General features: G+C 68.4%; 10 protein-coding genes. 7 read left to right on the top strand and 3 right to left on the bottom strand.

Going from position 1 to position 13,903, the window contains the following annotated elements; all coding sequences use genetic code 11:
- Positions 1-496: 496 nt before the first annotated feature.
- From V1L54_RS28290 to V1L54_RS28315, 6 genes are all read left to right on the top strand, one after another.
- The gene (locus V1L54_RS28290) at positions 497-2,884 is read left to right on the top strand and encodes a DEAD/DEAH box helicase (RefSeq protein ID WP_330121013.1); all 2,388 of its coding nucleotides are present in this window, start codon (positions 497-499) and stop codon (positions 2,882-2,884) included.
- Between the two features lie 126 nt (positions 2,885-3,010).
- Entirely contained in the window at positions 3,011-6,097 is a 3,087-nt protein-coding gene (locus V1L54_RS28295) for an NACHT domain-containing protein (RefSeq protein WP_330121014.1), read from the top strand.
- Between the two features lie 97 nt (positions 6,098-6,194).
- Positions 6,195-6,290 (top strand): helicase, encoded by a 96-nt coding sequence (locus tag V1L54_RS28300; protein WP_330121015.1) that lies wholly within the window; start codon positions 6,195-6,197, stop codon positions 6,288-6,290.
- 121 nt (positions 6,291-6,411) lie between these two features.
- Positions 6,412-8,283 (top strand): AAA family ATPase, encoded by a 1,872-nt coding sequence (locus V1L54_RS28305; protein WP_330121016.1) that lies wholly within the window; start codon positions 6,412-6,414, stop codon positions 8,281-8,283.
- Positions 8,280-10,028, top strand: coding sequence for a UvrD-helicase domain-containing protein (locus V1L54_RS28310; RefSeq protein ID WP_330121017.1), 1,749 nt, complete (start codon positions 8,280-8,282; stop codon positions 10,026-10,028). The genes V1L54_RS28305 and V1L54_RS28310 overlap by 4 nt, the downstream gene beginning before the upstream one ends.
- A gap of 46 nt (positions 10,029-10,074) precedes the next feature.
- Complete coding sequence (locus V1L54_RS28315; RefSeq protein WP_330121018.1) at positions 10,075-10,263, top strand: helicase associated domain-containing protein; 189 nt, start codon at positions 10,075-10,077, stop codon at positions 10,261-10,263.
- Positions 10,264-10,732: 469 nt separating this feature from the next.
- On the opposite strand, the gene V1L54_RS28320 is transcribed toward V1L54_RS28315, so the two are convergent.
- Together V1L54_RS28320 and V1L54_RS28325 are read right to left on the bottom strand one after the other, a co-directional pair.
- The gene (locus V1L54_RS28320) at positions 10,733-12,319 is read right to left on the bottom strand and encodes a hypothetical protein (RefSeq protein ID WP_330121019.1); all 1,587 of its coding nucleotides are present in this window, start codon (positions 12,317-12,319) and stop codon (positions 10,733-10,735) included.
- 305 nt (positions 12,320-12,624) lie between these two features.
- On the bottom strand, positions 12,625-13,236 hold the full coding sequence (locus tag V1L54_RS28325; protein WP_330121020.1) for a hypothetical protein: 612 nt from the start codon (positions 13,234-13,236) through the stop codon (positions 12,625-12,627).
- 135 nt (positions 13,237-13,371) lie between these two features.
- Between V1L54_RS28325 and V1L54_RS28330 the strand changes: the two genes are divergently transcribed.
- The gene (locus V1L54_RS28330) at positions 13,372-13,584 is read left to right on the top strand and encodes a hypothetical protein (RefSeq protein ID WP_330121021.1); all 213 of its coding nucleotides are present in this window, start codon (positions 13,372-13,374) and stop codon (positions 13,582-13,584) included.
- Here V1L54_RS28330 and V1L54_RS28335 read toward each other — a convergent pair.
- Positions 13,563-13,862: a hypothetical protein gene (locus V1L54_RS28335; RefSeq protein ID WP_330121022.1), complete on the bottom strand. Its 300-nt coding sequence runs from the start codon at positions 13,860-13,862 to the stop codon at positions 13,563-13,565. The two genes, V1L54_RS28330 and V1L54_RS28335, sit on opposite strands and share 22 nt — an antisense overlap.
- Between the last annotated feature and the right edge of the window lie 41 nt (positions 13,863-13,903).

Below are 13,903 nucleotides of genomic sequence, written 5' to 3' on the forward strand. Positions count from 1 at the left end.
GCGCAAGCGCGGGAATTAAATTCCGCAAGCGGAATTCTAAAAGCGGGTCAATTCGCGCAAGCGCGAATTGAAAGCACCCGCGCAAGCGCGGGTGCCGAGGCTGGCAGCAAAAGGCGGTGCATCGCGTGCGGACCTGTGTAGGGCTTGAGAATCTCAGCCACCACCCCCGCAACGAGAGTGACGGACCGTCGGCCTGACGGAGTGCCGGCCCACCGCAGTGACGGGCTCCGCTGCGCTCCACCCGAACCCCTCCCCTACCCTCGAAACTGGCCGCTCACGTCGACTAATACCCCGCTAGCATACTCTATGAACCGCGCGAACGGGCGGGATTCAGCCAAGTATCAGCCTACAGGGGAAAGCTGCGGCATGGATGATGCATCACGGGTGCTGACTGTGTAGGGTCTGGGATCAGAAACCACCACCCCGGCCCGCCACTCACCGCGCCGGACTCTCATTCCTATTACGCGCCGCATTCCGCGAAAAGGAGAACACGGTAATGGCCGTGAAACTGCGTGAACACCAGATTGAGGCCGTAGCCGCCATCGTGCGCGGCCTCGATATCCCGCCGGGCGGAATTCCCTGGAATGGCCTGCGCGGACAGGTGCACGCCGCGTGCGGAACGGGAAAGACCATCATCGCGGCGGCCTCCGCAAAGCGGATTGTGCCCAAGGGGCGCACTCTCGTTGTGGTGCCGACCCTGGATCTCCTGGCGCAGACCGTGAAGGCGTGGAGCGCGGCCGGGCACAAGGGGCCGGCGGTCATGGTGTGCTCGCCGCTGGACGACCCTGAGCTGTTCCACCTGGGCGTCCGCTCCACCACGAACCCCGTGCAGCTGGCGCTGTGGCACTCCACGGGGCCGGTGACCATCTACGCCACCTACGCCTCGCTGGGCGTGCTGGTGGAGGCGTTCGAGGGCGCCTACGGGCAGAAGCTCGCCCCGGTGGACCTGGCGGTGGTCGATGAGGCGCACCGGACGTCGGGCTCGATGGGTAAGGCGTGGGCCGACATCCACGACCAGACGAAGATCCCGGCGCACCGCCGGCTGTACCTGACGGCGACGCCGCGGATCTGGGAGGAGCGGCTGAACCGCGAGGTCGCCGAAGGGGTCCGTGACCCGCTGCCGCGCGAGATGGCGGCCTCCATGGACGACGAGAAGGTTTTCGGACCGGTCCTCTACAAGCTCTCGCTCGCGTCGGCCGTGTCGCGCAAGCTGCTGGCGCGGTACCAGATCATCGTCCTGGAGCTCCAGGACCCGGTCGTCACGCCCGAGCGGCTGATGGGCGAGGAGCGGCACACCGAGGAGGTCCGCGGGCAACGCCTGGGCGCCCTCCAGGCCGCGCTGCTGCACACGATGGCGCAGCACAACCTCCAGACGTGCATCACCTTCCACCACCGGACGATAGAAGCCGCGGCGTACGCGGAGGGCCTTCAGCGGGTGGCCAAGCGGCTGCACGCCGACCAGCCGGAGAAGTACCCGGCCGAGATCTGGGCGGACTGGCTGTGCGGCGAGCACGTCCCGGAGCGCCGGCGGGAGGTGCTGGGCAAGTTCGGCTCCACCGCCCGGCGTGCTGTGCTCTCGAACTGCCGCGTCCTGGGCGAGGGCGTGGACATCCGGGCCGTGGACTCGGTGGCCCTGCTGGACCCCAAGGGCGCGCCGCACGACATCGTGCAGGCGATCGGCCGCGCGCTGCGCCAGAAGCCCGGACAGGGAAAGCTCGCCTCTTTGATCGTGCCGGTATTCCTCCAGCCTGATGAAAAGCCGGAGGATATGTTCACCTCGGGTTCTTACCGGCCTTTGGTAAAAGTCCTTGAGGGTCTGCGGGCTCACGATGAAGAGGCCGTGGAATTGCTGGCAATCCCGCAGGAGCCTCAGAAGGACGTTGCGCAGCCGTCCGAGTACATCGGTGCTGCGCCCGGTGATAACGAGGAAGAAACCCGTCTGCTGCTCCGTTTCGCGGCTCCGCGTGATCCGTCGATGGTCGCGAACTGGGTGAGCTTCAACGTGATCGACACGGAGCGGCAGGACTGGGCACGCGGCTGGGCGAAGCTCAAGGAGTTCACCGAGCGTGAGGGCCACGCCCGGGTGCCGTATGAGCACAAGGAGGGCGCGTTCCCGCTGGGGACTTGGGTCGCGGAGCAGCGGCGGGCCTTCGGGGCCGGGCAGATGAACGGCCGGCGCGCGGCGCGGCTGGAGAAGCTGGGCATGGTCTGGTCTGCGGCCAATGCGCGGTTCCAAGAGAACCTGGCGGCGGCCCGGGTGTACTACGAGCAGCACTGGACGCTGTGCGCGCCCCGGTCGGCGGCGGCGCTGGACAAGCCTGTGGGGCAGTGGCTGTCCAACCTGCGTCGCCCTGGTGCTCTGGCCGACCACCCGGAGTGGGAGGCCGCGCTCCTGGCCGTGGACGAGGACTGGAACCCGTCGTGGCCGGCGGAGTGGCAGCGGCACTACGCCGCGCTGCGCGAGCTCGTGCGCGATGAAGAGGGCCCGGCGGAGGTCCTGCCCGGGTTCACGATCCACGGCATGGACATCGGCAAGTGGCTGGCCCGGCAGCGGAAGCCCGAGGTGTGGGCGGCCCTGGCGGAGGGACAGCGCGAGCGCCTGGAGCAGCTCGGCATCACGCCGCTACCCCCGGAACAGGAGACGCCCGCCAAGGCCCCCAAGGCAGCCGTGAGCGCCTTCGAGCGGGGCATTGCCGCCCTGGCGCAGTACAAGGCACGCACCGGCTCCGTAACCGTCCCCAGGGCCCACATGGAGCGGCTGGAGGACGGCACAGAGGTCAAACTCGGAGTGTTCCTCAGCAACACCAAGAGCAGGCGCGCCAAGCTCACCGCGGACAAGCTTCAGGCGCTGGCGAATCTCGGGCTGGAGTGGGCAGCGGCCTGACTCGCCGCCGGGCGCGAGCGGCCCATCGGAAGAGGCACCGATGGGCCGCTCCTATCTTGGCAATCGCCGCCAATCGAGGTTGGTGGTCCGCCTACTATGCCGTCCACGGGAGTGGGGAGGTCGGGGATGCACGGGCTCGAAGCAGTGGTGGTCCGGCTGGCGTCAACGGTGGCCCAGACAGTCGTGAAGTCGGTGCTGATGCCGAAGCCACGTGCAGGTCTGGTAGCGGTTCCAGTACGGCCGCTGCCGAAGCCGGCGGGACCGGAGAAGCTGGCGCGGGTTCTCGGGGAGCGCATCGCGTCCGCGTACGCCTCGTTGCCGGAACACGAGAGACTGGCGGCAGTGGCGGCAGTCCAGGACACGTTCGCCGCCGCGGGCCCGATCGACGCGGAACGGTTGTTCACCGTGGACCTCGATCCGGAGCGCCTGGCCGACGAGCTGCGGCGCCCCATGGCGGACCTGGTCGAACGCGCCCGCGACCTGTACGGGGAGCTGCTTCGGCTGTGCTGCGCCCATCTCGTGGAACAGCTCACCGCCCAGCCGACGTTCGCGGCGCGGGCAGCGGTGGAGCAGACACGGCGAACCGGGGCGCTGTTACGGGAACGGACCCTTCCGGAACCAGCAGGAGGTGCCACGCCCAGCTTCGAGCAGCGGTACGCAGACTTCGTAGCCGGGACGCATTCCCGCTTGGAGCTGTTCGGGGTCACCCTGGGCGGTCAGCGCCGAGCCGAATGGCCACTGGACACCGCGTACATCAGCCTCGCCGTGAGCGACGAACGCGCCTATGAACCGCATCGTGAAGGCATCGATGTCCCGGGAGGAACGCGGACCCCGGTGAAGGTGGAGCAGGCACTCGCCGGCTGTGATCGGCTGGTGCTGCGGGGATCGGCTGGGTCGGGTAAGTCGACGCTGGTGCAGTGGCTGGCGCTGAATGCGGCCCGACAGAGCTTCGGCCCGGAGCTGACCGACTGGAACCGCTGCGTACCGTTCGTGCTGCGGCTGAGGTCCTTCACCACTCGTGAGGGGCTGCCCGTGCCGGAGGATTTCCTGACCGCGTCAGGCGTGCCGTTGCGTGCGCCTCAGGGGTGGGTTGAGGAGCTCCTGAGCAATGGACGGGCGCTGGTTCTCGTGGATGGTGTCGATGAGGTGCCGACGCGGCTGCGTGGACGCACGGAGCATTGGCTGAAGGCGCTGATCACCGCGTTTCCGCGGGCGCGGTACATGGTGACTACGCGTCCGTCCGCTGTGCCGGAGGACTGGCTGGCAGCGCAGGATTTCACCGTGCACACGCTACTGCCGATGGAGCGGGACGACGTCCGGGCGTTCATTCGGCACTGGCACGATGCGGTCCGCCGGGAATGTGGCTCGGATGCCGAGCGGGTCCTGCTGGAGCGGTACGAGACGAGTCTGAACCAGGCGGTCGCGGTGCGGCGCGACCTGGGCCGGCTGGCGACCAATCCGTTGATGTGCGCACTGCTGTGTGCGCTGAACCGCGACCGTCGGATGCAGTTGCCGCGAGCACGCAAGGAGTTGTACGACGCGGCCTTGGACATGCTGTTGATCCGCCGGGACACCGAACGGGAGATCATCTCGGTGGAGGGTGTGTCACTCTCCCGGGAAGAGCAGATGGCGTTACTGCAGCGGCTGGCGTACTGGCTGCTCCGCAACGGCCAGGTAGAGGCGGCCCGGGACGAGGTCGTCGCGATGCTGGACGAGTGGCTGGCCGCCATGCCGCAGGTGCGGGACCAGGGCGATGCGGGCCAGGTCTTCTCTCACCTGCTGATCCGCAGCGGCCTGCTGCGCGAGCCGGTGCCGGGTTATGTGGACTTCGTGCACCGCACTTTTCAGGACTATCTGGGGGCGAAAGCGGCGGTCGAGGCCCGCGATTTCGGAGTGCTGGTGCGCAACGCCCACGACGACCAGTGGGACGACGTGGTGTGCATGGCGGTGGGACACGCGCGTATGGAGGAGCGGGGGCGGCTGCTGCGCCAGTTGCTGCGGCGCGCGGAGAAGACGCAGCGTTACCGGCAGCGGCTGGTGCTGCTCGCTGCGGCGAGCCTGGAGCACGCGCCGGAGCTGGATCCTGCAGTGCGGCGGGAAGTGCAGGACCGGGCGGCTGAGTTGGTTCCGCCGCGGTCCGTGACGGAGGCCGAGCAGCTCGCCAAGGTAGGTGACCTGGTGCTGGAGCTGCTTCCCGGCCCCGAGGGGCTGGACGGCGTCACCGCAAGCGCGGTGGTGAAGACGGCGGCTCTGGTCGGAGGGGACTCCGCCCTCGCGGTGATGGCACAGTTCCGTGCAGATACCCGGCCGGCGGTGGCCGGTGAGCTTGCCCGGGCTTGGGCGTTCTTCGATGCCAGAGAGTACGCAGACCAGGTGCTGTCCGCCGTCTCACCCGATATCTACGTCGAGGTGAGCACGGCCGCCCAGCTTGCCGAGTTGCCACGCCTGCCGCGCATCAAGCGTATCGCCTTGAACGGGCTCCAAGGCTTTCCCCCCGAAGTGCTGGAGCGCGCCGGGCTGGAATACCTGTGTCTCATCGGAGATCGTTCGCTGCGCGACCTGTCGCCTCTAGCTCAGCTACCCGATCTCGCGGCGTTCGTCATCTTCGACTGCCCGGAGGTGCAGGGTCTCGAGCCCCTGCGGGGTCTGCGTCTGCAGAAGCTGTATCTCCACGACCTCGCGCGCGGCATGTCGCTCGCTCCCCTCGCCGACATGCCCGCTCTGGATCACCTGACCCTGGGTTTTCCCCCCGACGTCACCCGCGCCGGAGACATCCCTGCCGGCCCCGGCCTCACCGCCCTGGTGTTCACCAAGAACAGCCAGGACATCACTCTTGACGGGCTGGACCGCTGGCCCTCGCTCAGCTGGCTCGTCATCTTCGGCGACGCCCAGGGCGCACAGCTGAGCCGCCTGCCTCGTACCGTCCGCCTTGAGGATCTCAACATCGAAAAACAGTCAGCCTTCGACCTCACCACCCTGCAGCGCCACAGCGAACTGACCACCCTGATGCTCCAGAACTGCACGATACGTTCCAGTCTCGCCCCCCTCAGAGACCTCCCCCGCCTCACCCACCTGACGCTGAGGAAATGCAGAGGCCCCATCGACCTGGCACCACTCGCAGACCTGCACAACCTCACCGTTCGCATCAACGACAGCCCCGACGTCACAGGACGCGAACACCTCCCACCCGAGCGACTCAACCCTCAACAGTGACCGCCCCACCCCCACCACCCGTAGCAGCGCCCCGTTACACAATGGCCCCAGAGCCCACATAGAGCGGCTGGAGGACGGCACGGAGGTCCGGCTTGGGGTGTTTTCTGAGAACAGCAAGAGCAGGCGCACCAAGCTGAGCGCGGACAGGTTCCAGGCGCTGGCGGACCTCGGGCTGGAGTGGGCAGCGGCGTAGCCTCTCGCAGTCATTGCCTCGAAAACTGCTGAAAACGGCGAACAGGCCACATACAACGCCTACCATCATCTGATCACTGTTGCTCTAGGTGACGGGTCAGGGGTGAGGGCGAGCGGTGTACGTGGCCGAAGTGCTGGTGGAGCGATTCCGGTCGTGCGAGCGGGTGCAGATCCCGCTGCGGCCGGAAGTGACGGTGCTGGTCGGGGAGAACAACGCGGGCAAGTCGAGCGTGATCGACGCGCTCCGGCTGCTCACGGACCCCCTGGACGGGCGCCGGATGCGGTATTTCGAGGAAGCCGACGTCCTGCAGGCCGCGGCCGCGCTGGGCGGCCCCGTCCTGCAGCTGAACGTGGCCGACATCGGCCCGCAGCACAGTGGCGCGTATCTGGAGGCACTGCTGCCCGAGGGAACTCCCGACAGCCGTACCGCGCGGTGGCAGGTGTCCTGGACACCGCCGCAGCCGGGCGGTCGCCGGGGGAGCGCCGTCTGGGCGCAGGGCGCGGGCCTCCCCGTCACGGGCGAACCTCCTGCGCGTGGGGGCGTGCGGCATGTCTACCTGCCCGCGCTGCGCGACGCGGAGCGGGAGCTGGCCTCGGCGGGCGGGGACCGGGTGCGGATGATCCTTCGCGGGTTGCTGGGGGACGACGAGCAGGTCGATGCCTTCGTGGAACGGATCGGCGCCAAGCTGAAGAAGGTGGCCGCGGACCCGGACGTGGCTAAGGTCAGCGAGAAGATCAACGAACCGCTGCGGGACCTGACTGTCGGTGCGCATCCCCAGATGAGTGGACTGGCTCTGGCCGAGCCCACCTTCGCGTCGATCGCCCGGTCGCTGCGGGTGCTGTTGGGTGATGCCGCCGGCCAGCCGTTTCCGCTGTCAGCCTCGGGGCTGGGTTATGCCAACGCCCTGTTCATCGCCACGGTGATGGCAGAACTGGACGCGGCGGCGGAGGCCGACTTGACCGTGCTGCTGGTCGAGGAGCCCGAGGCGCACCTGCATCCGCAACTGCAGACGCTGCTGCTGCGCTACCTGCAGCAGCGGGCGCGGGCCTCGCGCTGCCGGCCTGCCAGTGATCCGTCCCAGCCGGCCGGGCATCTGCAGGTGGTGGTCACGACTCACTCCCCGATCCTTTCGGCCGCGGCCAGCGTGGAGAATCTGGTGGTCATGGCCCGGCGCCCGGCCGGATTGTCCGACGGGTGGCAGGCACGGTCTTTGCCGGTTCCTCGGCTGCGTCTGAGTCCGGACCGGGTGCGGCATCTGGACCGCTACCTGGATGCCACCAAAAGTGCCCTGCTGTTCGCCTCACGAGCGATCCTGGTGGAGGGTATTTCCGAGCTCCTTCTGCTGCCTGCCCTGGCCGAGCGTGTCCTTACCGCCGGTGCGGGCGCCAGCGCCCCGGCGGCCCGGGAAGCGCCCGAGGCGTTGGAACGGTTCTTCGGGATCACCCGGGTGATCGTGGATGGCGTCGGATTCGAGGTCTATCTGCGGGTGCTGCTGGCGCCCGTGGACGGCATGAGCCTGGGACGGCGGGTGGCGCTGATCACCGACACTGATGTGGCACCCGGTCAGCCGGAACCACGTCGGCTGCAGTCGCTGCGGGCGCTTCCCCTGCGCTGGGGTTCTCCTGGTGAGCTGCACCTGGCCGCGGCGCCCCGGACGCTGGAACCTGCGCTGTGGTCGGCCGACAACATCGCCGCCTTGAAGGCGGCGTTCCTGCGCTGTGCGCCGCGCTCGCAGGAACGCTGGGAGCAGGTCGTCCAAGCAGCGGATCCTGCCCTGGCGTTCGGGGAGTTGTTTATCCCGAAAGCCAGCCGGGCCGTCACCGGCGCGGACGGGAAAGTCCTGAAAGGCGCCGAGATCTCCAAGGGTCGGTTTGCCCAGGAACTCGCCGACGTGCTGACCGAACCGGCAGTGGAATTCACCGTGCCCGCCTACCTTGCGGACGCCATCCGCTTCATCACCGCCGCCGACAGCGCCGGGGTGAGCGCGCCATGAGCGAGCCGAGGCAGACAAGGGCGGTGCGGGCCGATGCCGAGACGCAGCAGAAGACCGCGACGGCCGTGACCGCCCCCGCCTACGTGCCTGCCTGCCCGGGCGCGGGCAAGACGCATGTGATCACCAACCGCCATCTGCAGTCGCCCAGGCGGCTGTTGCGCCAAGGCCGGGCCCTGATCTCGTTCACGCGGGTGGCGCGGGATCAGATGGCCCGCCGCTGCCGCCAGGCGGGCCGCGCCGACCTGGTCCAAGCACCGCACTTCATCGGCACGCTCGACTCGTTTTTGTGGGAGTTCCTGGTCAAGCCTCTGCGCGCGGCCAAGCCCGTGCCCCGGTTGCTGGAGTCGTGGGCGAGTATCAAGGCCCCGGTGGAGGGCGTGGGCCGAGAGATCTCCTTGCACCGCTTCCCCATGGCCCTGGACCCCTCGCAGAATCCGGCGCGTGAGGCGGTGGTCTGGGACAAACTCGACTACGACACCCGGCAGCTCATCGAGGCCAGCGCCTACAGCCGCTGGGCATGGCAGGAGAAAATCTTCGCCACCCGCAGGTCGTGGTGCGAGCAGGGCTACTTCACCGGGCACGAGGCGCGGGTGCTAGCCCTGTGGAATCTGCGCAACGCCGAGGCCGCCGCCGGGCTACTGCCCCCTCTGCGCTCCCGGTTCGCGGAAGTCGTCGTCGATGAGGCCCAGGACTGCTCCGCCGCCGATCTGGCGATCCTCCAGCTGCTGCACGATGCCGACCTGCCGCTGGTCCTCGTCGGCGACCCGGACCAGGCCATCTACGCCTGGCGCGGCGCCGAACCGCAGGCACTGGGGGCCTTCGCGGCCCGCCTGTCCCCCACCCCTCATCGCCTGACGGGCAACTGGCGCAGTTCCCCCGTCATCTGCCGCCTGGCGGCCACCCTGCGCACGGGACAGCGCCCGCCGGACACATCCGTCATGCGCAACGACGACATCCCCGTCCTGCTGCTGCCCACCCGGTTCGCCACCTCCGGCAGCCGCCACCTGCACGCCCCGACCGGTGACGGCATCGTCGACGCCTTCCGTGCGCTCGCTGAGGAGTACGCCATCGAGGTCAAAGACTGCCTGGTGACCGCCTACAAGTACGCCACCCTGCCGGGCATCACCCGGGAAAAGCCCAACACCAACGCCATCACCAGCCTGGCCTGGGCCCGCACCGTCATCCACGCCCCGGGCGCCTCCGGCGACGACCTCGCCCGGGCCTGCGCGATCGCCGTGCGTGTCCTGTTCGGCTACTGGTATCCGGGCGAAACCGGCGGTCCCGACCGCATCATGGCTGCCCACCGCCTGTCGGCTAGCCAGGTCCACCGCACGGCCTTCGCATTCCTGCACAGCTTGCCTGCCCCCCACAAGGAATGGGGTCCGCAGGTATGGCAGGCCATGAAGGACTGGCCCCCTCTGCCCGGGGCCGCTCCGCAGGGCGGCAAGGGCCGTCCGGCAGGAAAACCCACCCTGCCCCGCCCTCAGCCAGCCACCGGCATCCGCACCAACATCGTCCACCAGCTCAAGGGTGACGAGGCCGACGGGGTCCTGCTGTTGCTGCCCGATCCCGGAAGTGTCCAGCGGTGGGCCACCTCGGATCCGGCCACCGACGAGGTGCTGCGCGTTTGGTACGTCGCCGTCACCCGCGCCCGCCGCCTGGCCGCCATCGCCCTGCCCGAAGAAGAGACCGACGTGCTGGCGCACCTGCTGGCAGAACGTCGGGTGCCAGTTCGCGTCGTCTGACTCTTCTCCCAGCTGTCCGGCCCGGCCGCTGGCCAGACACCAGTACTTGTACGAGTCACGTCATCTCTTCTCGGGCCAAAGGTCTGGGCCGGGGGAGTGGCAGCGGCACTACGCCGCGCTGCGCGAGCTGGCGGCCGACGAAGAAGGCCAGGCGGAGGTCCTGCCCGGCTTCACGGTCCACGGCATGGACATCGGCAAATGGCTGGCCCTGCAGCGCAAGCCCGAGGTCTGGTAGGCCCTGACGGACGGGCAGCGCGAGCGCCTGGAGCAAACTGTCTGTAAGAGGTTCAACTGGCCCCACCCGAAGAACGAGAGTTGGCTCCGACAGGCGTTCGGGTGCCAGGTCGACGCGGGGTTGCTGCACAAGCTTGGCCAGCAGCAACGAGGCCGTAGGAGCGAGGGTGGCGCCTCGGCTCTCCGTTCGAAGGTGGGGCCAGCGGAAGTTCTCAGAGACAGCAACTCGGCATCACCCCGCTCGCCCCGGAACCCGAAGCCGTGCTCGCGAAGCCGTCCACGACGCCGCTGAGCGCCTTCGAGAAGGGCGTGGCGGCCTGGCCCCAGTAACCGAAGTGCGCGAGGGGCTGACGTCGAATCTCGTCGTCAGCCCCTCGCGCACAGGGCGGCGCTGCTCCACCACCGTATGCACGTCATCCGCTCCCTATGCAGCGTCTGGAGACCTCCGCAGCGCACCAGACACCGGCCGGTCATTGCCGCCGATGAAGCTGAGAACGCTCCGCGGCCAACTGGCTGAGGAGTTCGGTGTCGCTGACAGGCAAGGATCGCCCGAGCCTGTGTGCGACCTCACGGTGCAGCTGCAGCGCAGCTTCGTCGCCTTGGGCGGCAAAGAGGGTCGACCAGAGCGGGTCTTCTGCCTTCGTGTTGCTCTCCACCAGGAGAAGCAGCTCTATCTTGTCCTGGTGATCGAGGCGGGCCAGTTGGTGCTGTCCGATCCGCTTCTCCACGTCCGGCCACGTGGTGACGCGTCCCTCGCTGGCGGCCTTTTTGAGGGCACCGCGAACGGCCGGGGCAAGGTGACGCAGCCGTTCAGAGCGGAGCTGCTGAGCGTCACGCTCCCGCCGCTCCATGACAGCCTGCTCGGCTGCGGCCATGCGCTCAGCACGCGCCCGCGCCCAGGCTTCGTGCCTCTCGGCCTCTTCGCGAGCTCGGGCCTCCCGCTTCTCTTCTTCGGCACGCCGAACCTGATCCCGGATGCTGAGTACAGCAGCTCTTTCGTCCGCTGGCGCATCCGCGTCTCCCACCAGGTCCATGGCCTGGGGCAGCAGTGCCGTCGTTGACCGTCCCGCTTCAAAATCCTCCTGCAGGCGGGCGACCACCGTCTTCCGAAGTCGCGCTCGCTGCGCCTGCCACTGCTGTCCGCGAAGCACGGCAGCGCGCACGTCATCGAGGTCATGCCCGCCGTCGCTGTCGAGGAGTCTCTGGAGAGCGCGCAGCGCCGCTTCCACTTGTCTCGGCTGGTTCTCCCGTCGAGCTTTGTCGAGCCGCTGCACCGCCTGCCAGCCTGAATCATCTGGCCTCGACACTGGCGCCTTGACGGAAGGGGCGACGGACACGATCGTCCGCTGCGCCTGTTCCGACGTCCTTTTTTCCACGGTGGCCGAAGGGGGAGTGGAGGGCGTTTCGGGCTGTTCGGCGGCGGCCAGTCGGTCTGCTGTGAGCACGAGTTGGTTCAGGCCGAACCACCGGGTGCCCTCACCTGGTGTCTCGGTCCCGGCTCGAACGGAGCGGCGGACGCCAGGCTGGTCGACGAAGCGGATCCGGTGGACGTATCCCCGCCGGGCGAGCACATCGGGGTCGATCCGCACTCCCGGCCCAAGCACCACCTCCCACGTGGTGTCGCTGTCCCATACGACGGGTCTGGTCTTGTCCAGGTGAATCAGGATGACGCGTCCGTCTTCCATACGGATCAGTACGGCGGATCCGAGCGGCTCGGGGTATTCGAAGGCAACTGAAATGCCCTGCGTGCGTGCCCACAGGGAGAAGTCGCGTCTAACGAAGAGATGGTTGGCGCTGTCCCTGTCCCGGGCTCGGACACTGCACTGGTGCGCGACTCCTTCGCTCGCGTAGTGGGCGAAGTGGCACACCTTGTCGGTGCACAGCCGGGTCGTCAACTGCCGGCCACAGCCGCCCTCCAGTTTGGTGCCGCACCATATGGTGTCGTTCACGTGCTCACGCCGGAACACGACCAGCTCCTCCGGATCCTCCGGGCACAACGCCGGCTCGTCGGAATCCGGGCTCCCAAAGACCGCAGTCTGGATGAGGCGCCTGTCCATCGTGCTCCTGCATGCTCGAGAAAACTGAACCTTCACCATTGTGCTCCATGGCACCGACAACTGAGCCTCGTTCTGAGGCGGTGGACTATCCCACGAGATTGGCCAAATAGGACGAGCCGGTATTCCAGGGCGCGAGTTCGGCATTGAAGCCAGACTGGCAGCGGCACTACGCCGCGCTTCGGGAGCTGATGCGCGACGAGGACATGGGCTGGAGCGACCCTCTCCCGCGTGTCCCGGTTCGATGCACGACATCGGGGTTAACGCACCAGGCCGCCCAGCCAAGGAGGAATTAGGGACTGCCGTGGTCAGGAAGTGCCTTCGATGGTGACGGGGACTTCCAGCGGCACGGTCCACTCGCTGCCCTTCGACTTGGCGGTGATGCTCAGGCGTACCGGCTCGTTCGCGTAGTCGCGGTGCCAGTCGTCCGTGTTGGTCGCCGACCACGGCGGCGGGGAGGTGGGAGTCAGGCCGTATCGCGTCCACTCGCCGACCGTCAGCTGCTGCGGGGCGACCGTTCGGCCGGTGTCGTCGCGGCCGTCCGCGCTGAACTTCCACGGTCCCCAGATATGGGTACGGACCTCTTCGGGAGTTGGGGTGCCTGCGAGGCGGGGTCCATCGCCCCGGTGCGGGTTGTCGTTGCGCAGGGACGCGGTGATCTCGATAGCGCCGTGGGACAGCAGGCCGGGCGGGCCTTCGAGGTGGACCCACAGCATCGCGGTGGAGCGGGCCGCGTTGGCCACGATCGTGCAGCGGAAGTGCGGGGTGAGATCGGCGTGCAGGCGCTGCTGCTCGATCCGGGACAGGGTCTGCGCGGCTCTGTCGGAGTTGCGCGCGGCCCTCCAAGAGCCGATGGCGGCAACGGCAGCGACGACCGCGACGGCCAGCGCCAGGACCGCGATCGTGTCGGTGGTGGTCATGGGGCAGGACGCTATCGTCACCGCACGTCACAGGTCAGCGCCCCGGAGATATGGCCATCGGCAGGGGACGTCGTCCAAGGTGGGGGGATGAGCGCACTCCGCCCCGGTGGCATCACTGACGAAATGCTCCAGACCATGGATAAGGCCAGGCGACAGGGACTGCAGAAGGACCTGCGCGCCCTCGCAGCCAACATCCGTGCCGATGCTGAAGGCCGCTACGACGGCGCGGAGCCTGGGTGGCGGGCCGGAGTCGAGTGGACGCTGCTGTGGATCGAGAACACCGCCGCCCAGCTGACCGAGGACAAACCGAGCGGCGCCGGCGGGCGTCAGGGTGTGTCGCCGGAGTAGTGGAAGCGGCAGCTGATGCCGGGGCCGGGTGTGCGGGGCTCGCTGGGACGCGGGTCGTACAGCGCCCGGCCGCCGGGCCACCGCCCCAACTCGGTCATCAGGGCGACGCCGTCGTCTATCTCTTCCGGCCGCCAGCCCGTGATGTCGAGCAGCAGCCCGTCCAGCGGACCGCCGACCAGCGCTGCGTACGTCTGGTGCGGCAGCGGGCCGGGGTGGGGGTCGTCGTGGTCACAGCCGTACACCCGGACGCGCAGCAGCTGCTCGTCATCGGCGTTCATCCGGCCAGCCTCGCAGCCGCCACCGACAACCACCCCGGCCT

The organism is Streptomyces rubellus, from assembly GCF_036323805.1.
Classification (GTDB): Bacteria; Actinomycetota; Actinomycetes; order Streptomycetales; family Streptomycetaceae; genus Streptomyces.